The organism is Candidatus Glassbacteria bacterium (assembly GCA_019456185.1).
In the GTDB taxonomy this organism is placed as follows: Bacteria; Gemmatimonadota; Glassbacteria; order GWA2-58-10; family GWA2-58-10; genus JAJRTS01.
In genome coordinates, this window is sequence record VRUH01000002.1 from 26,728 (window position 1) to 51,565 (window position 24,838).

Annotated in this window: 24 protein-coding genes; 13 read left to right on the plus strand and 11 right to left on the minus strand. The window is 60.2% G+C overall.

Translation table 11 applies throughout. From position 1 onward, the window contains the following. Nucleotides 1-45: 45 nt before the first annotated feature. The 3 genes from FVQ81_01130 to FVQ81_01140 all read right to left on the minus strand — a co-directional run bounded on the left by FVQ81_01130 (nucleotide 46) and on the right by FVQ81_01140 (nucleotide 1,750). Entirely contained in the window at nucleotides 46-594 is a 549-nt protein-coding gene (locus FVQ81_01130) for a PspC domain-containing protein (GenBank protein MBW7995175.1), read from the minus strand. A gap of 68 nt (nucleotides 595-662) precedes the next feature. Further along, on the minus strand, nucleotides 663-1,076 hold the full coding sequence (locus FVQ81_01135; GenBank protein ID MBW7995176.1) for a hypothetical protein: 414 nt from the start codon (nucleotides 1,074-1,076) through the stop codon (nucleotides 663-665). Next, complete coding sequence (locus FVQ81_01140) at nucleotides 1,076-1,750, minus strand: sigma-70 family RNA polymerase sigma factor (protein MBW7995177.1); 675 nt, start codon at nucleotides 1,748-1,750, stop codon at nucleotides 1,076-1,078. Before FVQ81_01140 ends, FVQ81_01135 begins: the two co-directional genes overlap by 1 nt. A 169-nt stretch (nucleotides 1,751-1,919) precedes the next feature. Here FVQ81_01140 and FVQ81_01145 point away from each other — a divergent pair, with 169 nt between their 5' ends. Beyond that, nucleotides 1,920-3,095 (plus strand): DUF2961 domain-containing protein, encoded by a 1,176-nt coding sequence (locus FVQ81_01145; protein ID MBW7995178.1) that lies wholly within the window; start codon nucleotides 1,920-1,922, stop codon nucleotides 3,093-3,095. Between the two features lie 66 nt (nucleotides 3,096-3,161). On the opposite strand, the gene FVQ81_01150 is transcribed toward FVQ81_01145, so the two are convergent. The 3 genes from FVQ81_01150 to FVQ81_01160 are packed head-to-tail and all read right to left on the minus strand — an operon-like array spanning nucleotide 3,162 to nucleotide 7,209. Further along, nucleotides 3,162-3,998, minus strand: a complete 837-nt coding sequence (locus tag FVQ81_01150; protein MBW7995179.1) for a hypothetical protein — start codon at nucleotides 3,996-3,998, stop codon at nucleotides 3,162-3,164. Then, nucleotides 3,995-6,121: a hypothetical protein gene (locus FVQ81_01155; protein MBW7995180.1), complete on the minus strand. Its 2,127-nt coding sequence runs from the start codon at nucleotides 6,119-6,121 to the stop codon at nucleotides 3,995-3,997. The genes FVQ81_01150 and FVQ81_01155 overlap by 4 nt, the downstream gene beginning before the upstream one ends. Nucleotides 6,122-6,129: 8 nt before the next feature. Further along, nucleotides 6,130-7,209: a hypothetical protein gene (locus FVQ81_01160; protein ID MBW7995181.1), complete on the minus strand. Its 1,080-nt coding sequence runs from the start codon at nucleotides 7,207-7,209 to the stop codon at nucleotides 6,130-6,132. 154 nt (nucleotides 7,210-7,363) lie between these two features. Here FVQ81_01160 and lpdA point away from each other — a divergent pair, with 154 nt between their 5' ends. From lpdA to FVQ81_01215, 11 genes are all read left to right on the plus strand, one after another. After that, entirely contained in the window at nucleotides 7,364-8,764 is a 1,401-nt protein-coding gene (gene lpdA / locus FVQ81_01165) for a dihydrolipoyl dehydrogenase (GenBank protein MBW7995182.1), read from the plus strand. Nucleotides 8,765-8,912: 148 nt separating this feature from the next. Then, on the plus strand, nucleotides 8,913-9,269 hold the full coding sequence (locus FVQ81_01170; GenBank protein ID MBW7995183.1) for an NADH-quinone oxidoreductase subunit A: 357 nt from the start codon (nucleotides 8,913-8,915) through the stop codon (nucleotides 9,267-9,269). Then, complete coding sequence (locus FVQ81_01175) at nucleotides 9,260-9,736, plus strand: NADH-quinone oxidoreductase subunit B (protein MBW7995184.1); 477 nt, start codon at nucleotides 9,260-9,262, stop codon at nucleotides 9,734-9,736. Before FVQ81_01170 ends, FVQ81_01175 begins: the two co-directional genes overlap by 10 nt. Nucleotides 9,737-9,796: 60 nt before the next feature. Continuing rightward, nucleotides 9,797-10,282, plus strand: coding sequence for an NADH-quinone oxidoreductase subunit C (locus FVQ81_01180; GenBank protein MBW7995185.1), 486 nt, complete (start codon nucleotides 9,797-9,799; stop codon nucleotides 10,280-10,282). A gap of 36 nt (nucleotides 10,283-10,318) precedes the next feature. Then, on the plus strand, nucleotides 10,319-11,671 hold the full coding sequence (locus tag FVQ81_01185) for an NADH-quinone oxidoreductase subunit D (GenBank protein ID MBW7995186.1): 1,353 nt from the start codon (nucleotides 10,319-10,321) through the stop codon (nucleotides 11,669-11,671). 15 nt (nucleotides 11,672-11,686) lie between these two features. After that, nucleotides 11,687-12,160 (plus strand): NAD(P)H-dependent oxidoreductase subunit E, encoded by a 474-nt coding sequence (locus FVQ81_01190; protein MBW7995187.1) that lies wholly within the window; start codon nucleotides 11,687-11,689, stop codon nucleotides 12,158-12,160. 7 nt (nucleotides 12,161-12,167) lie between these two features. After that, nucleotides 12,168-13,475, plus strand: a complete 1,308-nt coding sequence (gene nuoF, locus FVQ81_01195; protein ID MBW7995188.1) for an NADH-quinone oxidoreductase subunit NuoF — start codon at nucleotides 12,168-12,170, stop codon at nucleotides 13,473-13,475. Continuing rightward, nucleotides 13,472-15,109, plus strand: coding sequence for a molybdopterin-dependent oxidoreductase (locus FVQ81_01200; GenBank protein MBW7995189.1), 1,638 nt, complete (start codon nucleotides 13,472-13,474; stop codon nucleotides 15,107-15,109). Before nuoF ends, FVQ81_01200 begins: the two co-directional genes overlap by 4 nt. A 121-nt stretch (nucleotides 15,110-15,230) precedes the next feature. Continuing rightward, a complete protein-coding gene (locus FVQ81_01205) occupies nucleotides 15,231-16,316 on the plus strand; it encodes an NADH-quinone oxidoreductase subunit H (GenBank protein ID MBW7995190.1) in 1,086 nt (361 codons plus the stop codon). 32 nt (nucleotides 16,317-16,348) lie between these two features. After that, nucleotides 16,349-16,921, plus strand: a complete 573-nt coding sequence (locus tag FVQ81_01210; GenBank protein ID MBW7995191.1) for an NADH-quinone oxidoreductase subunit I — start codon at nucleotides 16,349-16,351, stop codon at nucleotides 16,919-16,921. A gap of 173 nt (nucleotides 16,922-17,094) precedes the next feature. Next, nucleotides 17,095-17,340 carry a cupin domain-containing protein gene (locus tag FVQ81_01215; GenBank protein ID MBW7995192.1) on the plus strand — a complete coding sequence of 82 codons (246 nt, stop codon included), beginning with the start codon at nucleotides 17,095-17,097 and terminating at the stop codon, nucleotides 17,338-17,340. An 81-nt stretch (nucleotides 17,341-17,421) separates the two neighbouring features. Here the strand turns inward: FVQ81_01215 and FVQ81_01220 are convergent, their stop codons facing one another. The 4 genes from FVQ81_01220 to FVQ81_01235 all read right to left on the minus strand — a co-directional run bounded on the left by FVQ81_01220 (nucleotide 17,422) and on the right by FVQ81_01235 (nucleotide 22,205). Further along, the gene (locus FVQ81_01220; protein MBW7995193.1) at nucleotides 17,422-18,633 is read right to left on the minus strand and encodes a diphosphate--fructose-6-phosphate 1-phosphotransferase; all 1,212 of its coding nucleotides are present in this window, start codon (nucleotides 18,631-18,633) and stop codon (nucleotides 17,422-17,424) included. Nucleotides 18,634-18,730: 97 nt separating this feature from the next. After that, nucleotides 18,731-19,957 carry an SIS domain-containing protein gene (locus FVQ81_01225; GenBank protein ID MBW7995194.1) on the minus strand — a complete coding sequence of 409 codons (1,227 nt, stop codon included), beginning with the start codon at nucleotides 19,955-19,957 and terminating at the stop codon, nucleotides 18,731-18,733. Between the two features lie 60 nt (nucleotides 19,958-20,017). Then, entirely contained in the window at nucleotides 20,018-21,163 is a 1,146-nt protein-coding gene (locus FVQ81_01230; GenBank protein ID MBW7995195.1) for a hypothetical protein, read from the minus strand. Nucleotides 21,164-21,242: 79 nt separating this feature from the next. Continuing rightward, nucleotides 21,243-22,205: a hypothetical protein gene (locus FVQ81_01235; GenBank protein ID MBW7995196.1), complete on the minus strand. Its 963-nt coding sequence runs from the start codon at nucleotides 22,203-22,205 to the stop codon at nucleotides 21,243-21,245. Between the two features lie 198 nt (nucleotides 22,206-22,403). Here FVQ81_01235 and FVQ81_01240 point away from each other — a divergent pair, with 198 nt between their 5' ends. Further along, nucleotides 22,404-23,114 carry a 2-phosphosulfolactate phosphatase gene (locus FVQ81_01240; GenBank protein MBW7995197.1) on the plus strand — a complete coding sequence of 237 codons (711 nt, stop codon included), beginning with the start codon at nucleotides 22,404-22,406 and terminating at the stop codon, nucleotides 23,112-23,114. Between the two features lie 106 nt (nucleotides 23,115-23,220). Here the strand turns inward: FVQ81_01240 and FVQ81_01245 are convergent, their stop codons facing one another. Further along, entirely contained in the window at nucleotides 23,221-24,813 is a 1,593-nt protein-coding gene (locus FVQ81_01245) for a hypothetical protein (protein ID MBW7995198.1), read from the minus strand. Between the last annotated feature and the right edge of the window lie 25 nt (nucleotides 24,814-24,838).

Genomic DNA, 24,838 nt, shown 5'->3' on the forward strand with positions numbered 1-24,838 from the left:
CCGGATTGTGGAGCGGTGAAAACGGCGGGAACTGATTGCGGATATCTACTTCCCGTCGCTTTCACCGTCCAGCCCGATAGTCCCGTCCGCCGAGTTGGCCTCACTGCCCACCTCGTCCCCGACAACTTCCTGGCCCGCATCCTGCCGCTCAGCCGCGGGCGGCGGGGGCGGCGCAGACACTTTCCCGGGATAATGGTTCACTACCGGCGGCGCGATATCCGGCGAGTGCCGGGAGTCCGGCTGCGGGGATGAAGCCGCCCCCGGAGCGTAAGCCGCCCGGTCGTCGGTTGGAGCAGGCATCAGCAGCCACAGCAGCACGTAAACAATCGGTCCGAAAAAGTAGAAGATGGTGCTGATCACGAAAAACACCCGCAGGGGCATGATCAGTACGGGCGAATCCAGCTGTTGGGCTATGCCCGTGCAGACACCGGCGATTTTCTTGCCCTCGCTGACCCGGTTCCAGTAACCGTGCGGCGTACCCAGGCTGCCGCCGCCGCTTGTGGTCAGCATGCTGCCGCAATAACGGCATTTGACCGCCTCCGCCCTGATTGTCTCGGCGCAGTACGGACATTTTTTCATCTCATCGGTACTCATCGGAACTCACTCCTTATCATCTATGGTTGAACTATCCAGAATTACCGGTATCGCCAATCCCGCGGGAATCAATTAACCGCGGGCACCGTCACATTTCTCCGCTGAGGTACGTAGACCTTGAAAAACGTGGTCAGCGCCATCCCGATCACCATCGCCGCCCCGGCCGCCGATATCCCGATCAAGCTGTGGGCAAGGTAGATGTCGGCCGAGCTGGGCAGCACTATTTTGAGCACGGTACCGACCGTAGCAGCGTAAAACAGGCTGCAGCAGACCAGCAGGCCCAGCACCAGCACGCTGGCCACCAGTCCCATCGAGTGCTCTGGCCTCCGGGCCGCGGGCAGTACGATCGACAGTTCCTCGCGGCGCGCGGCCAGATGCCGGTGCATCATCATGCGCGTGCGTTCCAGCAAATCCTTGCCCGGAGGAGCCACATCGTATCCCTCGAGCAACCTCCTGAGCCGATCGTCGCTTATTCTGTCCATTATCCCACCTCCTCTGACATACCGACCATGCCGGTAGACTCTATCTTTTCTTTCAGTAATTTCATTCCGCGGAAAATCCTGCTTTTGACTGTTCCGGCAGGCAAGCCGGTAATCTCGGCGATTTCAAAGTCCGTCTTCCGGTGATAGAACCTCAGTACGATCAACTCGCGCATTTTAACCGGCAGAGTGTCCACCATCTTTTTTACCCGTTGGGCCCTCAGGATCCGGTCAGCGTCCACCTCAGGGTCCTGGGCCAGCCCGCCGACCTTGTCGAGTTCGACGAATTCCCTTCGCGAGCTTGCCCTTGCCAGGTTGCGGCAGAGGTTCAGCGCGATCTGAAACATCCAGCTCGAAAATTTGCAGTCTCCGCGAAAGCTCTCGATATTGCGCACCACCCTGATCCAGGTGTCCTGGAACACATCCTCCGCCGTTGCCCTCTCCCCCACCATCCTCATGATAAATGCATGCAGCGGCCTGTTGTAGCGCTCGAACAGCACTTCGGCGGACGACGAATCACCCCGCTTCAGCCCTTCGATCAACTCGCTTTCGTCAATATCCGCCTGACTGTCTGCAAGGTTGTCCATTTTGGTCCAGTAAATCATCGCGGGCAGGCCGTCTCCTCCACCGTTTCGGTTCTCGCCCTGTAGGACAGCGGAGCCGGGTCTGCGGTTCATTTTTTCTATAAATCAAATCAGCATGCGATCAGTATATCAAACAGATTGAGGCCGCACAAGAATCCCGGATTTGATTGCCCCGGGTTGTGCGGATGATTATTATTAGCCGCGAAGGATACGATCAGGAGTGAATTTTACCGAACTTTGCATTTATCAGCGGGAGTTGAAGATGAAAAAGTTAACCGGTATTTTCACCATTCTCGCAGCCCTGCTGATTTGCCCTCTCCTGTCCGGGCTGAGCGCCGGAGAGCTGTTCGACCTGCCCGCCGGGGTCCACAGCCGCTGGATCTCGTTCGAGAATCCCGACGGGGCCAAGGGCCAGGGCGGCCGCGCCAACGAGGGCCGCAAGGGAGCGCCCGCCCGCCCGATCAAGGCCGGCGAGCGGGTAAGGCTGGCCCGGATCGAGGGCCCGGGCGTGATCCGGCGCATCTGGCTGACTGTCCGCGGCGAACCGGAATTCCTGCGCGGGATGGTGATCAGGTTTTACTGGGACGGCCAGGACTACCCATCTGTCGAGGTGCCCCTGCAGGACTTCTTCGGCATCCCGTTCGCCCGCCAGGTCCCGTTCGAGTCGGCGCTGTTCTCAAACCCCGAGGGACGCTCGTTCAACTGTTTCATCCCCATGCCGTTTCGCGGCAAGGCTGTTGTCGAGGTCGAAAACCAGTCGCCCAAAGATTGCGGCAACCTGTTCTTCGATATCAACTACACGATCGGCGACAGGCTGCCCGACGACCTCAGCTATTTCCACGCATACTGGCACCGCGACAACCCGACCACCCCGAAACAGGACTTCGAAATCCTGCCGCGGGTAACCGGGCGGGGGCGTTTCCTGGGCTGCAATGTGGGCCTGCGCGCCCTTGGCGACTACCGGATGGCCTGGTTCGGCGAGGGAGAGATGAAGATTTTCGTGGACGGTGACCGTGAACTGCCCACCCTGGTGGGCACCGGCACCGAGGACCTGGTGGGCAGCGCCTGGGGCCTGGGGCGGTTCGACCATCTCTACCAGGGCTGCCTTCTCGATCAGAACAGGCACGGCGTCTGGGGATTCTACCGCTATCACATCCCTGACCCGGTCTATTTCCACAGCGATATCCGGGTGAGCCTGCAGCAGATGTCCGGGGCGGGCGCCGAGGAGATCAAGAAAAAAATCAAGCCCGGGAACTACCCGGAGCTGGTAACGGACCACCAGCGGTTCGACCCGCAGACCCATACCGGCTGGCAGAATTTCGAGGCGCCCCAGGACGTCTGCGCGACAGCTTACTGGTATCAGACCCTGCCCTCGCCGGACTGGGGTCCGATCCAGCCCTACGAGGCCAGGATGAAAGATCTGCTGCTGGAAGAGTAATTTTTTCGGCAGTAACGGGAGTCAGTGCTCAGCGGAGCGGGGTCGGACGCAAGTTGCCAGGGTACGTCAGGGTACGAGCACGGGAACGTAGGCGAACAGCGCGGCAGTATTCAGAAACGCGTTTTCCGCCACTCCCGGCAGATTGGAGATACCGAAAGCTCGCGCGCTGACAATCAGTGAGCCGGGCAGCGAATCGTGACGGCGGCCGTCGAACAGCCGCTCCAGATCACCGCGCGCGATGTACAGAGCGCAGGCCACCCGGCCGGCGCTCTGCTCCACCTGCTGTATAACCGCATCCAGACTCTCACCGCTGAATTGAACAGTCTGAATCATCCCGGGCCAGTGGTAGAAACTTGTCACCTGTTCGGCGAGACCCTGCCTGAGCCTGACCACGAAGCTGAAATACAGGCTTTCGCGGTCGAACACCCCCAGCACCACGTTGGCCGGCTCGGGCGTGTTGGCCGTGAAAAACGAGCTTACCTGCCGGTAGGACAACGGTCCGCGGTCAACCGACGGTTCCGGATAGACAGCGAACGATCGATCCTGCTGATCAAGTATCGCCCGGTTGAGCCGGATCTGGAACTCGTACTTCAACTCACCGTCCCTGGGTGTAAGGTTCATCGTTTCGTACATCCGCAGGTACCCGTCCCGGTCGGTCACCACTACCTGTCTGGCTCTGCCGGCCAGCCTGGCGTGCAGTTGACGGGCGCTGTCGCGGGCGTCGCGCACGACACCCGCACCAGCTTCCGTGCGTTCACCGTCCACAACCAGCCGCTCGGCGATCCCCTGATCGTGCCACAGCACCGCACGGGGCCTCGACCGGTCAATCCCGGAGAGCAGGTGGACGAAATTATTGTGGCCAGCCGGCTCCAGATCGATTATGTCCATTGAGGGTGCGATCATGCGCTCACCTCCCAGGCCTGGACCCGCCGGGGCTGAAGTTCAACCCTGATCTTGCCTTCACCACTGAAAGTGGAGTGTTCCTGCAGGTCCCTGAAACCGTACCGTCCCTGGAAAAAGATGTCCGTGCGCTGAGGACGGTCCGTGCCGTTGGCGGCGAACAGGATCATCCGGCCGGCCGGATGTGTGTGCACGCTCAATTCCACCCGCGGATTGGTGCGCGTAAACGGCAGCGGGACGTCAAGGCCCTTCAGCAGGTCGCCGATCTCCAGCGGGGATTCGAGACGGATCGCGCGGGCAGGGGCGGCATCTTCGGACGGGACAGAGTCACGGCTTTCTCCACCTGCCGGGGACAAGCCGCCGAACAGCCTGTCAGCCCGGGAATTAGGCCGCATGCGCTCATCCAGAAACGGTTTGCCGGGGCCGTAAATCAGAGTACCCCCCGAGTGGACATACTCCTCGAGCGCCAGCGCCTCCTCCCGATGGATAAAATCCGTCGCCGGGAGAATCGCTACCCTGTATTCGCTCAATTTCCCGCCGGCGAAACCGGCCGTGGCGTAATCCCAGTCGAAGCCCACATCGCCCATCAGGCTTTCCACCTGCCCGGCCCACAACCGGCACGCCTGCACCGGTGTCTCGAAACCCATGTCGGCCAGCCTGCCGAACGGAGCGTCGAGTTCCAGCAGGTCGTCATCCAACCGGGCCTCGTTGGCGGCAGTCAGCAGCGTGTCGAGCGACCTGCTCTTGAGCAGCACGACCCCGGCCAGGCGCCTGTATTGATGGAAATGCGACTCGCGCAGCACCCGGCAAACCCTGCGCCAGGAATTGAAATACTCCCCTCTCATCCGGCCGTCGCCGCTGACCGGCGAGGCCAGCCATGCGTTTTTATCCACCAGGCTCCGGCTGTCCCAGCCTTTGATCCCGTACATCAGCGATACCATCAGGTTAAACTCGCATTCCGCGGCGGATGGTATTCCACCCATTGCCGGGAATTGCACTCCGCCGGCCAGGCTGTCGCTGAACGGGTATGTGCTGCTGCCGGCGCTCATTCTCGACATGCTTCTCACCTGGCGGGTTTCGCCGGGAATTACAACCGGTGTCGGCGGGGCTTCCACTGCCTCCGCTTCCTCAGGTTTCGCCTGCCCTGTAATCTCCACAGGCTGGACCGGCGCTTTGCGGATAACAGGAACTCCGTCGATCCCCCTGGCCGCCAGCATCCGCTCCAGCGTGTCCAGGGCCATGATATCCGCGGTGCGCCTGAATTCGACCCACTCGAGATAAGCGGGCAGGTTGTCCAGCCTCTGGGCAAGGAACTCGCGCGGCGGCTCCACCATTTCGAAGCCCAGGTAGGCTGTGCCGTAGACCCGGTTAAGCTGGTCGATCGTTACATAGTTAGCCGTCAGTGCGGATCTGTACATCCCGATCAGGTCGGGGTGGTAATCGACAGAATACGGGCGCTCGATCGTTCCGAAAAAGCTTAGCGCGCTCTCCAGCATCAGGGCCACTACCGGACCGCCGGAGCGATTAAGCGCAGGAGAAATCCGGAGGGCGAGCTCGTCGAACCACAAGCCGAGTTCGTGCTGGAATGTGCGGCTGAAAATACTGGGAACCGGGAACTGGCTCGTGGGTGTGCGGCAGAGTTCGCAAGTATCCCGTCCGGTTCTGGCGGCCACCCGCTGGTCGTAGAGGATGCGGTCCGGAATACCGCGCCCCGAAGCCAGCCGGTGAAAAGGTCCCAGCCGCAGAATGACGTTGAACTGCTTGCGGCCGGCCAGTTCGATAAAGCCGGCCACGTCCCTGCGGGGGTCTCTCCGGCCGAACTCAAGCTCGCCGGACGCAAGCTCGTGCTCGGACCACGGCACCGATACTCCGACCGTGTTGATTCCCAGCCTCGAGAGGCGGTCGAGCAGCGGCTCCCAGTTTTCCCGGTCGTAACTCCAGTAATCCAGGCCGCCGCTGTAAAGGGGAACGGTTTTGCCGGCAATCTCCAGCCCGCCGGGTCCCAGCGATATCCGCGGCGCGTCCCTGCCGCCGCACCCGCCACTCACGCTCAGCCCGATTGCCGCTCCCGCCCCTCCCAGGGCAAGCAGGAATTCCCTCCTGTTGTAAGTCCTCGCGCCCATCATCTCGCTCCTCAGAGCAGCACCTCCACCAAACTGAAAAAAACCGGTATCGCCACCAGCGCGGCCAGGTAGGTGATCAGCAGCACGCCGCACACGAGCTGCTCATCGCCCCCGTAGTGGATTGCCTGGAGCGCCAGCGCCGTAGCTGGAGGCGAGGAGGCCTCGAGGATCCAGAACGCGCTCTCCAGCGGGCTGGTGCTGAAGCCGGTATACTTGAGCGCCAGAAACATCAGAGCCGGAATCAGCACCAGCTTCAGCGCGATCACCCTGATCGTGTCCCAGGCGGCGGGCAGGCGGCTGACTTTCAGCGCCCCCATGGTCATCCCCAGCACCACTGTTGCCAGCGGGACACAGCTTTCGCCAACCAGTTGCACCGAACCCAGCGCAATCCCGGGCAAATACCTGTCGAGTCCGGTGAACACCAGCGCCAGCGCCAGCGCCGCTGAGTAGAACGGTGTGGTAAACATCTGACCCGGGCTGAGCCTGCTGCCCCTGGTATGGGAGATCATCAGTTTGGCCACGCTCCACAGCAGCGGCATGTAGCTCAAGAGCATCAGGAACAGAATGACGCTGAACTGGGTGAACTGCTCGGGAAACAGCGCCTCGCCGATCGGCAGGATCAGGTAGCCGGCGTTCTGGAAACTGGCCAGCGCGCTGAGTGTCATCCCATGCTCCGTATCCCGCCAGAACACCAGCCGGGCCAGGCCCAGTCCCCCGAAAGTCAACGCCGCGCCCACCAGCGGATATTTCCACCAGTCCGGATAAGTGGCGACATCGAAATCCTGGATGATGCTGCCGAATATCAGGCAGGGCAGCGCCAGGTTGACCACCACGGCGGTCAGCGCCCGGATATGGCTGTCCGTGAATACGCCCCGTCGCACGAGCAGCGCGCTGACGACAATGACGATTGCGATCTTGCTCAACGCGGCCAGCGACGCCAGAAACGATCCGGCCAACAGTGAATACAACTTCTTTCTCCTGCTCCAGATATTACAAATCGATACGCTGTGATCCCGTCGTTTTAACTGAACAACGCAGTTGCCGGGACGTGTGGGAGAAGATAGTTTTTTTGCCGGTCTGATACAAGTCATTAGGCTGTTTCACGCCCCATAAACGGCTTAAGGCCATCTAAACCTATTGACTTCTTTCGCCGCCTTGCCAAACTATACTTCCGGGTAACAGACTGCGGCGGAGATGACAGTGGAGCGTAAATAGAGATTGCCAACGTTTGAGTCGGAGAATGCAATGAGTGACGTCAGCAAATTCGACCTGATAGTTGTCGGCAGCGGACCCGGAGGTTATGTGGCCGCGATCCGCGCCAGCCAGTTGGGAATGAAAACCGCGATCGTGGAAAAGGAGCGGCTGGGCGGGGTCTGCCTCAACTGGGGCTGTATCCCCAGCAAGGCGTTGCTGCACAGCGCAAGTCTCTACGAGCAGATCTCCACTGCACAGCGCTACGGAATCACCGTGGCCGAGGCTGGGTTCGACTGGGAGAAAGTGGTCAGGCACAGCCGGCAGTCCTCGGACCGCACCATGCGCGGGGTCAAATTCCTGATGAAAAAAAACGGGATCGAGGTGTTCGAGGGCAACGGCGTCCTGAGGGGCGGGGGATTGGTCCTGGTGGAGGGAGAGGACCGGAGTCTGCTGGAGGCGGAAAACATCCTGCTGGCCCTGGGCGCCCGTGCCCGGCAGATACCCGGCGTACAGCCCGACGGCGATAAAATTATAACCAGCCGCGAGGCGCTGGTCCTGCAACAAAGACCGGACTCTATCGTTATAGTTGGAGGCGGTGCGATAGGGATAGAATTCGCCTATCTGCTCTCCGTGTTCGGCACCGTGGTCACCGTGGTGGAACTGCTGGATCAGATCCTGCCCCACGAGGACCGCGAGCTAGCCGAAGAACTTGAAAAACTGTACAAAAAACGCGGCATCCGGATCATCACCGGCGCCAGGGTCGAAGCGGTGGAGACCGGAGGGGAGGGCGTCCGGGTGACTGTCGGCCGGGACGGTTCCGTCGAGCTTGAAACTTTCGCCGCGGACAAAGTGCTGCTCTCGGTGGGCGTGACCGGCAATCTCGAGGGCGCCGGACTGGACGAGGCCGGAGTCGAGTGCGAGCGGGGATTTATCACGACCGACAGCTCGTTCCGCACCTCCGCCGAACGGGTCCGGGCGATCGGCGACTGCACGGGCGGAGTCCTGCTGGCCCACGCGGCCAGCCGCGAGGGACTGGCCGCTGTCGAGCTGATCGCCGGCAACGAGCCGCCGCATACGGCGCCCGAGCAGATACCAAGTTGCGTGTACTGCCGCCCCCAGGTCGCAAGCGTGGGGATTACCGAGCAGGAAGCCGAGAAACGCGGACTTAACTATTCGGTCGGCCGCTTCCCGTTCCGCCCCCTGGGCAAGGCGGTGTCCAGCGGAGCGCAGGACGGGTTCGTCAAGGTGCTGACCGACAGCGGCAGCGGCAAGGTCTTGGGGGTGCATATTCTGGGTGATGAGGCCACGGAGATGATCCCCGAGGCTTCGCTGGCGGCCTGGCTGAAGCTGGATACCGCCGAGCTGGCCGGAGCGGTCCATCCGCACCCCACGATGAGCGAGGCCCTGGCCGAGGCGGCGCTGGATTCGCTGGGACGCGCCCTGCATATCTGAGCTGCATAGCTAATTTGATATACCAGTGATTGCAGCGATAAAATATTCGCAAACTGAATTTTTTCTGGACAAAGCAGCGGAGTGCTTGTAATATTTGTGCTAATTCTCGCCCGAAACACCCTTCGCCATAAGGATAATCACATTCCCCATGCTTGATTATGTTGCGATATTCCTGACTTTCGTTGTGGCCGCCCTGCTGGCCGGCGGAGCCTTGCTGATCAGCGCCCTGGTCGGTCCCAATCCCAAGATGACCAAGGAAAAAGAACGCCCGTTCGAGTGCGGCCTGGTGCCGTTCGAGGAGCCGGGCCGGCGGTTTCCGGTCCATTACTACGTGGTGGCGATTCTGTTTATCGTGTTCGATATCGAGGTGATCTTCCTCTACCCCTGGATCGCCTCGTTCGATGAGGTCGGGCTCTACGGCTTTATCGGTGCGATGACTTTCGTGCTGGTGCTCTCGTTCGGCCTGGTTTACGAGTGGCTGCGGGGAGGTCTGGAATGGCATTGAGGCCCGTTCTCGGCGGAGATAATTTCGTCACCACCCGCCTGGACAAGGTAATCGGCTGGGCGCGCAAGTTCTCGATCTTCCCCTACCCGTTTGTCACCGCCTGCTGCGGCATGGAGTACATGTCGCTGGCCAGCAGCCATTACGACCTCGACCGTTTCGGCGCCGCGTTCCCCCGCTTCACTCCCCGTCAGGCGGACATGCTGTTCGTGGTCGGCACGATCAGCCACAAGATCGCTCCTCTGCTCAAGCGGGTCTACGACCAGATGACCGAGCCGAAATGGGTGATCGCTTTCGGAGTCTGCACCTGCACAGGCGGGTTCTACGACAACTACGCCACGGTCCAGGGTATCGACACGATCATTCCCGTGGACGTTTATATCCCCGGCTGCCCTCCGCGGCCGGAAACAGTGATCCAGGGCGTAATGATGCTCCAGGATAAAATTGCCAACGGCAAGCAGGAATGGTGATCCTCTTCGGCAAGCTTAGCTGTTGAATTCGATGAATCCCTTTGTTTGGATGTTGTGAGAATGGAACCCGCAAACGACCACAAGACTCTTCAGGCCCTGGCCGCCAAGTTCGGCGATTCGGTTATCGAGCACGGAGTGGACCGGGGCGACGCCGTCGCGGTTATCGACCCCGGGGCGATCCACGATGTTATCGCCTGGCTGCGCGAGGAGCACTCGTTCGCCATGCTGGTTGATCTGTGCGGCGTTGATTACCTCCCGCGCCGTCCGCGGTTCGAGGTGGTCTACCAGCTTCACGCCATGACCCGTAACGAGCGGATCAGGCTGCGAGTGCAGCTCGAGGGGAAAAGCCCGGAAGTGGCCACGATCACCGACCTTTACCCCGTGGCCGACTGGCTGGAACGGGAGACGTGGGACATGTTCGGGATCGTCTTCAGCGGCCATCCCGATCTCAAGCGGCTGCTGATGTACGAGCCGTTCGAGGGCCATCCCCTGCGGCGCGACTATCCGATCAACAAGCGCCAGCCGCTGATAGGGCCCCGGAACTGACCAGCTTAGCTACGAAGGGGAAAACGGTAAAGCCAGATGAGCCAGACAACCAGACAGCAGAGCAGCAGCCGCACCGAGGGCTCCTTCCTCAACATAGGCCCGTCGCATCCGGCCATGCACGGCGTCGTCCGGATAATCACCGAACTCGAAGGCGAAAAAGTGCTCGGGGCCGAAATCGAGATCGGCTACCTGCACCGCTGTTTCGAGAAGGACTGCGAGCAGCTCGGCTACAACCAGGCGTTCCCCTACACCGACCGCCTGAACTACGTCAGCCCGCTGCTCAACAATGTCGGCTGGGCGATGGCTGTCGAGAAACTGTTCGGGGCCGAGGTGCCGGAGCGCTGCCAGTATATCCGGGTGATTGTCTCGGAGATGAGCAGGATTGTGGATCACCTGACCTCTATCGGCGCGGCGGCGATGGAAATCGGCGCGTTGACCGTGTTCCTCTACTTCATGAAAGGCCGCGAGTACCTCTACGATATTATCGAGTATCTCACCGGCAGCAGGATCACGATCAGCTACGTGCGTGTCGGCGGAGTGAAAGCCGACCTGCCGAAAGGCTTCGACAGGAAACTGCGCGGGACGCTCAAGGAAATCAACAAGATTATCGCCGAGGTCGACAAGCTGCTGACCCGTAACCGGATCTTTATCGACCGGACCAGCGGTATCGGCACCCTGAGCCGCGAGCGTTCGATCTCCTACGGGATCACCGGCCCACTGCTGCGGGCCGCCGGCGAGCCTTACGACGTGCGCAAGGACATGCCCTACCTGGTCTACGACCGGTTCGATTTCGAGGTCCCCATCGCCGATACCTGCGACGCCTACGCCCGCTACCTGGTGCGCATGGAGGAAATGCGCCAGAGCGTGCGGATTATCGAGCAGGCCCTCGACCAGATCCCGCCCGGCGCAATCGCTGTCGACCGCTACGGCAACGAGCTCAGCGGCGCGGAGATGGTGGAGCTGGCCAAACGCGGCAAGGTCAAGGATTATATCAACGCCAAGGCCGGGGTGGACCTGACCCTGGACGGCACCGACGCGGCCACGGCCGGCAATGTCAACCTTGCCGACAACCGCACGCTGCGGCTGCCCTCCAAGGAAGAGACCTACGGCAATATCGAGGGCCTGATGGCTCATTTCATGCAAATTATGGATAACTGGGGTGTCAAACCGCCGGTGGGCGAGGCCTACCAGGCGGTCGAGGGCGCCAACGGCGAGCTGGGATTCTACCTGGTGTCCAACGGCGAGGGCCGTCCGATGCGGGCCCGCTGCCGCGGCGCGTGTTTCTTCCCGATGGCCGCGCTTCACGAGATGCTGATCGGGGACATGATCGCCGATATCGTCCCCTCTTTCGGTTCGATCAATATGATCGCCGGCGAGCTGGACCGTTAATCCGAGAGAATAACCATGTCTGTCTCCCTTCCGGAGAAAGAAGAAAAGAGAGTCGCCGAGCTAATCGGCCATTATCCCGAGAAGCGAGCCGCGATCGGCGATGTCCTCTATATCGCCCAGCAGCATTTCGGTCACCTGGGACCCGAGGTGGAATTCTATGTGGCCGGCATGCTCGACCTGCCGGTGACTTATGTCCATCAGGTCGTCACCTTCTACAACATGTATCTCCAGCAGCCGGTCGGCGAAAACCTGATCATGCTCTGCGACAACGTGAGCTGCACGCTCTGCGGAGCCGCCGGACTGGTGGAGCATGTCCGGAACAAACTGGGGATCGCTCCCGGCGAGACAACCGAAGACAACAAGTTCACCTTCTGGACTGTCGAATGCCTCGGCGCCTGTGAACTTGCCCCCTGCTTGCTGATCGGCGAGAAACTGTTCGGCCGGATGACCCCTGAGAAACTTGACGAAGCAATCGACGCGGTGGAGTGACCAGCTGATGCCGGAAGTCAAGCTGATAAAAAGCTTTATCGATATCGAGAACTGCCACAGGCGCGAGGTTTACGAGGCCAACGGCGGTTATGTCTCGCTGAAGAAAGTGCTGGACGGGAGCTGGGACGCCGAGAAGGTGATGGGCGTTCTCAAGGCCAGCAACCTTCGCGGCCTCGGCGGCGCCGGGTTCCCCACCGGCATGAAATGGGGATTCGTGCCCAAGGACTACGAGGGGCCCAAGTACCTGGTGGTCAACGCCGACGAGAGTGAGCCGGGCACGTTCAAGGACCGTCATATCATGACCGGCGCACCCCACCTGCTGATCGAGGGAGCCCTGATCGCCGCGCTCAGTATCGAGGCCAGGGACATCTATATCTATATCCGCGGCGAATATTTCGAGCAGGCGCGGATCATGGAAGAGGCGATCGAGGAAGCGGCCGAGGCGGGCTATATCGGCGAGAATATTTTAGGTTCGGGACGGGATATCCACGTCCACCTTCACCGCGGAGCCGGCGCCTATATCTGCGGCGAGGAAACCGCCCTGCTCTCCAGCCTCGAGGGCGACAAGGGCTGGCCCAAGCTCAAACCGCCGTTCCCCGCACTCAAGGGCCTGTTCGGCAAACCCACCATCGTCAACAACGTGGAAACCCTGTCCTATGTCCCGATTATTCTCGACAGGGGCGCGGAGTATTTCGCCGGACTCGGTATCGAGCGCAACGGCGGCACGCGTCTCTTCGGTGTCAGCGGCCATGTCAAACGGACCGGTATCTACGAGCTCCCGCTGGGTACCCCGATGAAAGAGTTGATCTACGAGCACTGCGGCGGTATCCGCAAGGACCGCAAGCTCAAGGCCGTGATCCCCGGAGGCAGCAGTTGCCCGGTGCTCACGCCCGAGGAAGCCGGGAGTGTCAACCTCGATTTCGACAGCCTGGCCGGGATCGGCAGCATGCTCGGCAGCGGCGGGCTGATCGTGATGGACGAGACCACCGACCTGGTGCAGATCCTGTGGCGTATCTGCCGCTTCTACTCGTTCGAATCCTGCGGCCAGTGCACGCCCTGCCGCGAGGGTACCGGCTGGATGACCCGGATCATGGAGCGGATAGCCGGCGGCGAGGGCACGAGCCAGGATATCGACGACCTGCTGGACGTGGCGAACATGATCATGGGCCATACGATCTGCCCGCTGGGCGATGCCGCGGCTCTGCCGGTGGTAAGTTTCCTGACCAAGTTCCGCGCTGATTTCGAGGCGCAGGTGAAACCGCGCAGGGTCCATGCCGGAGCCGTGGTTACAGAAGCCGAAGCGGAGGATAGTTGAGCGACGGGACGAACATGGTGAAGGCCACTATCGACGGGAACCGGTACGAGTTCGCCGCCGGAACGACTATCCTGGAAGCGGCCGGGGGTGTCGGGATCGAGATCCCCCACTACTGCTACCACCCCGGCCTGTCGCTCGCCGGAGCGTGCCGGATGTGCCTGGTGGAAATAGAAAAAATGCCCAAGCTGCAGATCGCCTGCTACATGACTGTCGGTGAGGACATGGTCGTCTTCACGGACAACGAGCGGGTCAAGCGGGCGCGCAAGGCCATGCTCGAATTCCACCTGGTCAACCACCCGCTCGACTGCCCGGTCTGCGACCAGGCCGGAGAGTGCGGACTGCAGATCTATTACATGCAGCACGGGCTGTATATCTCCCGCGTACGCGAGAACAAGGTCAAGAAAAGCAAAAAGGCCGTGCAGATCGGCCCGCACGTAATGCTGGACCAGGAGCGCTGTATCCTGTGCAGCCGCTGTGTCCGCTTCTGCAACGAAATCCCCAAGACCAGCGAACTCGGCATGTTCAACCGCGGAGACCGCGAGATCATCGATATTTTCCCGGACCGTGAGCTCAATAACCCCTACTCGGCCAACGTAATCGACATCTGCCCGGTTGGCGCGCTGTTGAGCAAGGATTTTCTCTTCAAGACCCGGGTCTGGTACCTGGAAACAGTCAATTCGGTCTGCACGCGCTGCTCGCGGGGCTGCAACATTTTTATCGACTACAACCTCAAGCTGCCCTGGAAGAACGAGGGCCGCCGCCTGAGCCGTCTACGCCCCCGCTACAACTGCGATGTCAACGACTGGTGGATGTGCGACGAAGGACGGTTCGGGTCCGATTTTGTCGATGCGGAAAACAGGATCGACCTGCCGGTGGTGGTCAAAGACGGCGCCAGGACGGAATCCGACTGGGATACGGCGCTGGAAACCGCCGCTCTCAGGCTCAGACAGGCCGCCAGCGAGCCGGGCGAGGTCGCCGTGCTGGTCAGTCCCGGGCTGTCCAACGAAGCGCTCTACCTCCTGAAAAAGGTCCTGGCCGAGCAGCTGCCAGGCACGATGATCTCGTTCAGCAATCTCAACGAGCACGAATCCACCGAAGACGATATCCTGCGCAAGGCGGATAAAAACCCGAATACAACCGGCGCGGAGTTTTTGGGCCTGACCAGCGCTAATCCGGAGGTGAAAGATATCGGAGCTTTGCTGGAAACGGCAGCCGGCGGCAACCTCACCGCCCTGGTCGTCGTATCCCACGACCCGGCCGGGCTCCAGCCGGTCTACGGCCGGGGATGGGGCGCGGCGCTGGACAAGGTGCCGTTCAAGGTTTACCTGGGGACCAATTCCTGCGCGACCAGCGATCAAGCCGACGTGGTCCTGCCCCTGGCGGTATTCGCCGAGCGCGAGGCCACGGTTACCAATTTCGCCGGGCGCGTCCAGCTTCAGCACCGCGCATTCGAGCCGCTCGCCGAGTCGCTTCCCGACTGGCAGGCGATATTCAAACTTGGCAATGCGCTGGGCGGCGAATACAACTACGGTTCGGCCGAAGAGGTTTTCGACGAGCTGGCCGCCAACGAGGATAAATTCGCAGGTCTCAGTTACGAAAAGATCGACGATGCAGGCGTGAAAATTGTAGGGTAATAGGTTCAGTTGTCTTGCCGTACAGCTTACAACCCCCCTTTATTCCCCCTTAGCAAAGGGGGGTGCCTGCCGCAGGCAGGCGGGGGTTGTCTATTGCTTACCGCTGGAGGCGGAAAGAGCAATGTGGATTGAGTTACTGACAAAATTGCTGATTGCCGGCGCAGTGCTTATCGGAGTGCTGTCGTTCGGCGGGCTGCTGACCTGGGTCGAGCGCAAGCAGAGCGCGTTAATGCAGGATCGGATCGGCGCCAACCGCGCCTCGATCCTGGGTTTCCGCCTGCTGGGCCTGTTCCATATCATGACCGACGGGATCAAGATGTTCACCAAGGAGGAGTTTATCCCCCGGACCGAGCACCGGGTGATATTCATCCTCTCCCCGTTCCTGGCCTGGTTTTTCTCCCTGCTCGCCTTCGCGATCATCCCGTTCACCCCGGAACTGACTATCGGCGGCTACTCGATCACGATCCAGGTGGCCAACCCCGAGATCGGGGTGCTGGTTGCGTTCGCGATGATGGGGATGGCGATCTACGGCGTGGTGCTGGGCGGTTGGGCCTCCAACAATAATTACGCCCTGCTCGGCTCGATGAGGGCGACTGCGCAGTTGATCAGCTACGAGGTGGCCCTGGCCGCATCCGCGGTCGGCCCGCTGCTGATTTACGGTACGCTGAACATGCAGGATATTGTAATCTGGCAGGGCCGGCTCTGGAACGGCTGGCTGCCGCTGTGGGGTATCGTGGTCCAGCCGCTGGCTTTCCTGCTGTTCCTGATCGCCGGGGCCGCCGAAACCAAGCGCATCCCGTTCGACCTTCCCGAGGGCGAGAGCGAGATTATCGGTTTCAACCTCGAGTACAGCAGCATGCGTTTCGGCGCGTTCATGTTCACGGACTTTATCGAGAAGATCCTGGTCGCCTGCCTGACCACCTCCATCTTTCTCGGCGGCTGGCAGGTACCCTGGCTGGCCGATGACGGTTTCCGCATGGGCGGCGAACTGGCTCTGGGCCTGGGACCGGTGGCGGTCTGGCTGCTGCGCGCGGCCTCGTTCGGTCTGAAAGTCTGTATCCTGATCTACGTGCTGATGCTGGTGCGCTGGACCCTGCCGCGTTTCCGCTACGATCAGTTGATGAATTTCGGCTGGAAGTTCCTGCTGCCGCTGGCGTTTCTGAATATCATCGTAACAGCGGCGGTACTTATGGTGTTAAATCTGTAGCGAATTAAGTCAATCTTCAGCGGGGCCATCAAGTGGCAATTACGGTTAAAAAGATCGATACCACACCCAGGATGAACTTCCTGGAGCGCACCTACCTGTGGGAAATCCTTAAGGGCCTGTGGATCACCAACCGCCACTTCGTGGTCAATATCACCCGCCATATCCTCAACCTGTTCGGAATCAAAACCAAGCCGGGCGCGGTAACGATCCAGTACCCCGAGGTGCACCGCGGCTACCACCACCGCCTGCGCACGGCCCACTACCTGACCCATCGTGAAAACGATGGCGGCCCGCGCTGCGTGGGCTGCATGATGTGCGAGACGATCTGCCCGGCCAAGTGTATCTATATCGTCCCCACCGAGCACCCCGACCCCAATATCGAAAAACAGGCGGTCAAGTTCACGATCGACATGGGCAAGTGTGTCTACTGCGGGTTCTGCGTGGAGGCCTGCCCCGAGGACGCGATCCGGATGGACAGCGGCCGGCTGGATATCTGCTCCTACACCCGCGAGGGCATGATCTGGGATATCAACCGGTTGATGGCCAACCACCACGATCCGACCAACTACAAGGACGTAGAAAAGTGGTTGAGCGAGGAATTCTGATCGGAGATTTCCTGTTATCAAGATTGATCTCAGGGCGGTTCTAGCGGACCGTTTTTTTTATTAACAAAACCGTGCGAAGAGTTGTCATCGTGCTGAACCCGAAAGACCAAACCGATCTTACCGCTCTCGGCGATGGAGTCACCCGCCGCCTGCTGATTCACGGCGGAGGGCTGATGGCCGTGGAGTTCAGTTTCGAGGCGGGAGCCGAGGGCAAACCCCATAGCCACCCCCACGAACAGGTGGGCGTCTTTTTACGGGGAAAATTTGAAGTAACAATCGGGCAAGATAAAAAAACCGCCTTGCCCGGCGACAGCTACTACGTGGCTCCCAACGTGGTGCACGGAGTGAAATGCCTCCAAGCCGGGGCCATATTGGACGTATTCACGCCCGTGCGCGAGGATTTTTTACCGCACGGGTAAACATTTGCTGCGGAAATCGGTAAAAAAAGGGGCCGCCCCACCCAGGAGCGGCCCTTTTTATTCTCGGTTTTATCGGCAAAACTACTTCACCGGCTTGAACTCAAGCTCGGCGAACTCCGGCAGTTTGCCCACCAGCGGGCGGAGATAATTAATAAACTCTTCAGTAACCCACATCCCGCTGCTGTCGATATACTCAGCGGGCATGGGCTTGGCCCGCTCGGCCACGTCCTCCAGCCTGGCGGTTCCCAACTCGGTGCGGTAGTGGCCGTGCTCGTCGCTGCCGCGGACGATAGAGACCATCAGGCCGTCCTTGCCCTCGGCGGCCAGTTCCACGGCCCTGAGACCGCAGGCGTGGGCCTCGGCAATATCGAGGCCGCTGACGCGGTCGGAGGCGCACATCTGCAGGCTCTCCACCACCTGGAACTCGCCCCGCCAGCCCTCGAAACGCTCGGAAATCATCTTGTGGACCATCATCGCCGCGCTCGTTCCCCCCATCGCGCCGAACTCGACGTTGCCGAACTTGTCCTCGGTCTGGCTGGCCGAGATCGGGGTGCCGTCGGCGTAGCTCACTCCCTCGCCGACTGAGATCGAGCAGAAACCGTACTTCTCCTTGACCTCGCCGACTTTGTCCAGGAACTTTTCCTTATCGAACACCCGCTCGGGGATCAGCAGGATGTGCGGCGGATCGGCCTCGTCGCGTTTGGCGGCCACCGCCGAGGCGGCCAGCCAGCCGGCGTCGCGGCCCACGGCCTGGTAGACCGAGTACTGGTCGACCTTCTGCATGTCGCGGGCCAGACGGCCGCCCTGCTGGACCGAGAGCGCCACGTAGCGGGCCGCGCTGGGATAACCCGGCGTGTGATCGGTGCCGAACAGGTCGTTGTCGACAGTCTTGGGCACGCCGATCCCGTTCAGCTCGTAGCCTTCCTTACGGCAGTAGGCCGCCACGCGGTTGATCGTATCCATCGAATCGTTGCCGCCGATCATGAAGAAGTAGCGGATATCGTACTTCCTGAGCACTTGGAGAATCAGGGGGAAATCCTCGTCCCGCAGCTTGTGACGGCTGGAGCCAAGAGCGCTCGAGGGTGTATTTTTAAGCAGCTGGATCTGCCGGGGATGCTCGGCCTTGAGGTCCACCAGCATCCCCTGCATGAATCCCTCGATCCCCCAGCGCATACCGTACACGCCGGAGATCGCCCCGGTGCGGATCGCACCCTCGATCACACCGGCCAGGCTGGCGTTGATCACCGAGGTCGGTCCGCCGGATTGTCCGACTACTGCGTTTCCTTTTTGCATCGTTGAACTCCGTATGAATCTATGTGGTACTGTCGAATAATTCGAATCAGCGGGCGACGCATGCGTCGCCCCTACATGCTGCTTAATTCTTCGACCGTCAGCCGGCGATCACATTAAGGGTGCCGTCGGCGCGGAACGCCGGGTGGTCGTAGATCTGCACGCCCTGGACCACGCGGGTGATCACGCCGGCCGCGGAGGGACTGTCGGGCTTGAGGCCGTAGTACATCGACTTGAACACGCCCAGGGTCTGGCCCAGGATCACGTAGGCCGGGCTCTGGTAGTCGTCGGGGATGTCGCAGCCGTGTTCGATCACCAGATCGGCGGCGGCCTTGGTCGCCTGATCGGCCTGCCCGCAGAGAGCCACTTTCGTCAGGCCGATGCCTTTTTTCTTGACGCCGTTGATCAGGTCCAGCTCGTAGCGATGGACCAGCGGGTCCTCGCTCATCAGGTAGACCACCAGCGTCTCGTCGCGGACAACCGCCTCGGGACCGTGACGCAGGCCCAGGAAAGTGTCGAACTTGCCCACCACCTTACCGTCGGTCTCTTCCTGGAGCTTGAGGTGGCACTCCTTTGCGCAGCCAAAGAGCGTGTTGCTGCCCAGGAACACCGCCCGGCCGAAATCGGCCTGGCAGACCTCGGCCAGCGCACCGGAGTACTCGCTCATGATGACCTCGCCGGCCTTCGCCATCCGGTCGACGATACCGGCGAAGTTCACGGTGTCTTTCAGCGAGGCCAGATACTGGCCGGCCACCACCATGCTGCTGAACGAGCTGGTCATCGCCAGCGACTGGTCGTTGGTCTTCTCGGGCAGCAGGATAATCAGGCTGCGGTCCTGTTGCTCGCGGCCCATCACCGCCAGCTTGCCGTCCTTGTTGCAGGTGATGACGATATGCTTCACATCGGCCCTGCTCTGCTCACCCACCACGAACGTGCCCACACTCTCCGGGCTGTTGCCCGAGCGGGCGAAATGGACCAGGAAGTACTTCCTGCCCGCCAGGAAGACCGCGTCCGGGTCGGTGATAATCTCGGTGGTGCCGACCGCGCGGGCCTCGTAGCCGCTGTTCTTGTTGAACAGGTTCTCCAGGCACAGGCCGATAAACGCGCTGGTGCCGGCGCCGGTCAGCAGGAATTTGCGGTCGGTTTCTCCGCCCAGGAATTTTGCAATTTCAGCTTTTTGCGATTCCAGGATTTCGAGGGTCTGCCGCCACATTTCCGGCTGCTGGTAAATCTCGGCCGGGGTGTATTCGGTACCTTTCCGCTTCTTCTCCTCATCGGAGGCTTGGATCAACTCAAGCAGCGCATCCGACATGTTGACTTCCTCCATTGTGTTCAGGCCAGGTAAAAAACTGATTTCAGAACGAATGTATTATTGCTCACAACCTCGTCAATTACCGCGGGCAATCCGGTGCGCCTCGGCCAGGGCGACCGCGAAATCGCGCACGTCGATCGGGTTGAACGACGGTATCCCCTCGTCGTTGGCGATCTGCTCGGCCTGGGTGTCTTTCTGGGCGGCCATCAGGGTTTTGTCCAGCGTTTTGGGGATATCGCTGCGCTTGTCGCCGATAATGATCGACAAGAAATCGTCGTTGCCGAACGCGTCGAGGCCGAAGGCGCGAAGGCCGGCGTCCTTGCTGTAGTTGCCCTCCTCCACGGCGGGGGCGATCAGGTCCACGCCGAAATCCTCGTAGACCAGCGCCTTGCGCCCGGAGCGTTTCTCGAATACAGGCACCACCGCTTTGAGTTTTTCGAAATCGAAACCCGGCGCATCGCGGTCATCGATCCAGATTGCAAACCTGCCGCCGGCGTTTTCCACCCGCACGCTGATCAGCGGGTGCTCCTTGACCAGCGCCTGGTAAACACCCTTCATGTTCGGTACACTGCTTGCGAAAGTTATCCTGCCGCCGGCAAGCTCCGCCTCGCTGCCGTTGGCGGTAATCGATTTGCAGAGCTGCTCCATGCTCGGGCGCCGTCCCTTGACCAGCGGGTGTTCAAGCACGTTTCCGTTGTGGTCGCCCTCGATATAGGTCGCCCCCGCACCGGTGCTGAAATTACCCTGCAGGGCCACTTTGACGCCGGTTTCGGCCGCCGCGGCCAGCACATCGCGCACGAACGTGAACGCCTCGTCCTCACTATAGGGATAGAGGTAGTTGAACTTGCCGCCGCGCTCGAAAACCATCCCGTATTCTCCCACCGTACCCAGTCTGTCCACCCCGAGCCTGTGCTCCTTGAAAAACTCCATCGAGTTCAGGTCCCAGCCGGTGCAGAGAGTGACCTCGATATCCGGCTGGCCGATCAGGTATGTGATCGCCTCGGCCGCGCCGGGGTAAGGCGTGAGTTCGCTGTCGTCGCAATCGACTATCGGCCCGTTGACATCCAGCCCGCAGACGATCTGGCCGGCCAGGTCGCGGCCGTGCTGCTCGCCCGCCGCCAGGATATCCGCAATCAATTGTTTCAGTTTGTCCCTGTCCAGCGACAACTTGTCCGCCATCTGCTCCGCCGGGGCTGAAAGCTCGATACCTGATGCCGCCATGTTAGCGAAAACCTCCACTTTAAATCCGATGTCGCGACTGTTTGAATCGTATCAACACATTAAAATCCGCCGGTGAAAATTACAGCAACTCCGGCGTGACCGTAATCTTGCTGGTTTTTCTCTCGCCGGGCGCAATTGCCACCACTCCCGGTTTGTTGTCGAACGTCTCCTGTTCTTCGTGGTCGTCCATCCCCTGCCAGGGCTCGATACAAATGAACTCAAACCCCGGCTCGGACCAGAGCCCGAGATACGGCATGTCGGGGAAATCGACCCTGATCGCGACCTCGGCGATGGGGTCTTCGAGCGAAATCCGGCGCATCCCGGGGTCATCCACCCCGAACATCAGCGTGGCTTCCAATTCTTCCTCGGTGCGCTCCAGCGGCCCGTCGATCTCCAGCTCGCTCGTTTCTCCGGTCAGACGGCAATGCTCGTTATTGTGGTATCTGGTGATTTTCCCGGCCGGGAACAGCAGCTTGCAGTCCTGCTTGCTGCCCACGCCCGGGATCAGCGGCGTGCGGAAACCCGGATGCCATCCCCAGCAGGCGTGCAGGGTCTCCCGCCCTGGATTCGAGACCTCGAACAGGACCGACAACGTGCTGCCGACCAGTTCGTAGGTAATGTCAAGCTGGAAATCGAACGGATAATACTCACGGGTATAGCTGTTGGCTGCGAGACGGTACTTGATCCGGGCGCTGCCGTCGTGGCTGGTCTCTACAAGCTCGAAATCGCTGTGGCGGGCCACGCCGTGGTTGCCCGGTGATTTGATTATCACTTCGCCGAGTTTGCTCTCGTTATTTTTAAGCCCGCCCACGTTCGGGAACAGGATCGTGGCGCGGTTTTTCCAGCCGCTCTCCGGGGGGGCGGTCTCGGAGTCGCGGTACATCAGGCCCAGCTCGCGTTCCTTTTTGCCGCGACTGTCGGTGATACGGTAGCCGATAACCTCGCAGCCGTGACGGTTGATCATCACGCTCGCGTTGTGCTCGTCAGAATACAAAATGTCAATTTTACCGATATTGTCGATCTTGACGTTGTAAAAACTCATCGATAATAACTCCCTCTTTAATCACCGTACTTCCGTACTGACAAACCCGGCAGGATACGGACTTGAACTTGCAGAAACCAGCAAATTGCTGGCTGAAAAATGGAGAATTCAGAATATAATCTGATTGTTATTTCAAGTCAAAAATAAATACCCTGCAAACCCCGCCGTTCTTGACACCGGGCGAGGTTATGCAGTAGCTTGCCCGGCATGCTTATCCAGCGGACAAGCCTGCTCTCCGGCGCGGTCGGGGCCAGGGGCTGCGTAGTGATTGTCGATGTGTTCCGGGCCTGTACCTGCGCCAGCATTATCCTGTCGTTCGTTCCGGCGGAACTGCGGCTGGAAGAGGACCCGGAGACCTGCCTCAGACTCAAACGGGACGACGGTTTCCTGGCCGTCGGAGAGCTCGAGGGCGTTACGGTGCAGGGGTTCGACATGGGCAACTCGCCGAGCCGGATCGCCGGGGCGGGAAAGGAGTCTTTCGCAGACCGGCGCGTGGTCCTGCGCACGTCGGCCGGAGTACGAGGCGTGTTCGCCGCACGAGAACAGGCAACAGGTATCTGGGCGGGATCTTACACCACGGTCTCCGCACTGGCAAAGGCCCTGACAAAGTCCAGTCCGGCCGAGGTGACAATTGTGGCGATGGGCTGGAGCGGTCGCGGCAGGAGTCCGGAGGACGAACACTGCGCGGCATGCCTGTACTCGCTGCTGGATCAATCAGCAGGCTACGACCATGCGGCGGCGCTGCAGGAGATCATGCGGCACGAGAGCGCGCGCAAGTTCCTGCGGGGCGACAAGGACCATTTTCCGGTGGACGACGTGACCTGGTGCCTGCAGCGTGATCTGTTCGCATTTGCGATGAAAGTGGAGGATAAAGATGGAATACTGCGGCTGGTGAAAATAACCGCTTAAGCTCTTCAGGGTTCGCGCCACACCGCCCGGCCGGCAGTATCCGGATACTCTCCCGTCCAGTCAGATCTACACGCATAATAACACTTTCTCCCAGCTGGATTCTCAGTCAGGACTGTTTGGCAGAATCGCTTTCGGATGGATCAGGCCGGTGGGATCCGTCGGCATCGTCAGCTGGAAAGTCGCCGTTTTCGGAAGACATGTCGCTGAAATTCAGTGAAGAAGTTGTTGCGGTAACTTTCCCGTCCTTGCGCGATAGGTAGGATGGAATTTTCTGGTGGTCCGCCGGTTTTATCTTCTCTTCGTATCCGTTTTTGGCGGCGATAAGCATACCGATAAACGTAATACCCGCACCAACGAGGAAGGATTCCCCGCCGACACCGAGCACGATGTAATACAGTGCCGACACCAGCACAGCCAGGCTTACCACGATCGGAGCAGCGATCAGCATCTTGCGGATGGCCCGCATGGTCCTGATACCGCCGGCCTGAGTGTCCAGATAGTATTTGATCAGACGAAAGACTGCCTTTTGCGGCGCCTCGTAGTAAAAGAAATATGCCAGCATCCGCATGTTGAATGCGTCCTGTTCGGCCTTTGCGGTCAGCCTGCAGATCAGGTAGTGCTCCTCTCCGTCAATCGTGCGGATCAGCGCCAGCATGTATCCGCCCGGAAGACGGTGGCAGTCCCCGGAGGACACAAATGGCTTCAGGTTGTTCAACACCTCCGAGCGAATGAAAAGCCGGCCCTTTTTCGTGCCCTGCGCCTGACTGAAATAGCTCCTGGCGATAGCTCGTCCGGCCTCAATCAGATCCAAATTGGAAACGCTGGGACAGACCAGTTCATAACGGTTGGCCACTTCGCGCGCGCCGGTAACCGAATATTTGCGGATGTAGTTGCGAACCTCATCGATTCCCGCTTTTTCGATATTGCTGATTTCGAGGTCCATCCCGGCGTCTGCCATCGCCCGCTCAAGCTTCCCGAAATTCAGTTCACTCTCCTGGAGCAGATTGTAAACCTCGTTAAGCTTGGAGAGCGCCTCGGCCTTGAGCGTGTTTTCGCTGGCCAGCTGGTCGCGGAGATCCTTGCCCCCGCTTTCCGGTTTCCCGGCCTGAATTGTGAAGCGCTGGATCAGCATGGCCTCGTCGAATAAAGCCGGCAGTCCCAGTTCGCGGATAATATCCAGACGGCTTTTTTCTTCATCCAGCGGACCCTTGAGCACCAGGTAACGCGTGTCGAGATATTTGCGCAGTCCCCACTCCCAGACCTTTCCATACATCATGTCCAGTCGCAGAGAGCGGATAAACTTCATGGTTTCGCCGGGGTTCGAGGAACCGGTGATCATGAAGTACAACTTCCTCCGTTGCTTGTCATTCGGTTCCTTTTTACCTCCCAGCTCGACCAGTTCAAGTTCCTTCGCATTGGGACCCACCAGGATATGCAGAGTTTCGAGCTCGCAGGCCAGCGGCATGCTGTCGAACCGGTAGACTTTCCGGGCCATGCGGTCCAGGGCCTTGTTGACCGCGGCCAGGCTGAGTCCGAATTCGTAGGAGATAGTGAGCAGGCTGCTGTAGTTGCTTGCTTTTATTGCCTCGATTATCCTGGAGAAATATGTAACCTGCTCGCCCTGCTCCAGCAGACGGTTATAGCGGGCGATTTTAATCAGGTCGCGTATTTTGGCTTTTGTAAATGTCGGCTTGTCCATACTGTCCGGCTGCCTGGTCGATTCA

Bases quoted from the DNA above. Each gene is read 5' to 3' on its own strand.
- nuoF (MBW7995188.1), top strand. From the start codon at position 12,168: ATGCCGGAAGTCAAGCTGATAAAAAGCTTTATCGATATCGAGAACTGC.
- FVQ81_01225 (MBW7995194.1), bottom strand. From the start codon at position 19,957: ATGGAGGAAGTCAACATGTCGGATGCGCTGCTTGAGTTGATCCAAGCC.
- FVQ81_01130 (MBW7995175.1), bottom strand. From the start codon at position 594: ATGAGTACCGATGAGATGAAAAAATGTCCGTACTGCGCCGAGACAATC.
- FVQ81_01230 (MBW7995195.1), bottom strand. From the start codon at position 21,163: ATGGCGGCATCAGGTATCGAGCTTTCAGCCCCGGCGGAGCAGATGGCG.
- FVQ81_01150 (MBW7995179.1), bottom strand. From the start codon at position 3,998: ATGATCGCACCCTCAATGGACATAATCGATCTGGAGCCGGCTGGCCAC.
- FVQ81_01215 (MBW7995192.1), top strand. From the start codon at position 17,095: ATGGCCGTGGAGTTCAGTTTCGAGGCGGGAGCCGAGGGCAAACCCCAT.
- FVQ81_01145 (MBW7995178.1), top strand. From the start codon at position 1,920: ATGAAAAAGTTAACCGGTATTTTCACCATTCTCGCAGCCCTGCTGATT.
- FVQ81_01180 (MBW7995185.1), top strand. From the start codon at position 9,797: ATGGAACCCGCAAACGACCACAAGACTCTTCAGGCCCTGGCCGCCAAG.
- FVQ81_01170 (MBW7995183.1), top strand. From the start codon at position 8,913: ATGCTTGATTATGTTGCGATATTCCTGACTTTCGTTGTGGCCGCCCTG.
- FVQ81_01205 (MBW7995190.1), top strand. From the start codon at position 15,231: ATGTGGATTGAGTTACTGACAAAATTGCTGATTGCCGGCGCAGTGCTT.
- FVQ81_01135 (MBW7995176.1), bottom strand. From the start codon at position 1,076: ATGGACAGAATAAGCGACGATCGGCTCAGGAGGTTGCTCGAGGGATAC.
- FVQ81_01160 (MBW7995181.1), bottom strand. From the start codon at position 7,209: ATGACTTGTATCAGACCGGCAAAAAAACTATCTTCTCCCACACGTCCC.
- FVQ81_01235 (MBW7995196.1), bottom strand. From the start codon at position 22,205: ATGAGTTTTTACAACGTCAAGATCGACAATATCGGTAAAATTGACATT.
- FVQ81_01185 (MBW7995186.1), top strand. From the start codon at position 10,319: ATGAGCCAGACAACCAGACAGCAGAGCAGCAGCCGCACCGAGGGCTCC.
- lpdA (MBW7995182.1), top strand. From the start codon at position 7,364: ATGAGTGACGTCAGCAAATTCGACCTGATAGTTGTCGGCAGCGGACCC.
- FVQ81_01175 (MBW7995184.1), top strand. From the start codon at position 9,260: ATGGCATTGAGGCCCGTTCTCGGCGGAGATAATTTCGTCACCACCCGC.
- FVQ81_01155 (MBW7995180.1), bottom strand. From the start codon at position 6,121: ATGATGGGCGCGAGGACTTACAACAGGAGGGAATTCCTGCTTGCCCTG.
- FVQ81_01220 (MBW7995193.1), bottom strand. From the start codon at position 18,633: ATGCAAAAAGGAAACGCAGTAGTCGGACAATCCGGCGGACCGACCTCG.
- FVQ81_01190 (MBW7995187.1), top strand. From the start codon at position 11,687: ATGTCTGTCTCCCTTCCGGAGAAAGAAGAAAAGAGAGTCGCCGAGCTA.
- FVQ81_01245 (MBW7995198.1), bottom strand. From the start codon at position 24,813: ATGGACAAGCCGACATTTACAAAAGCCAAAATACGCGACCTGATTAAA.
- FVQ81_01140 (MBW7995177.1), bottom strand. From the start codon at position 1,750: ATGAACCGCAGACCCGGCTCCGCTGTCCTACAGGGCGAGAACCGAAAC.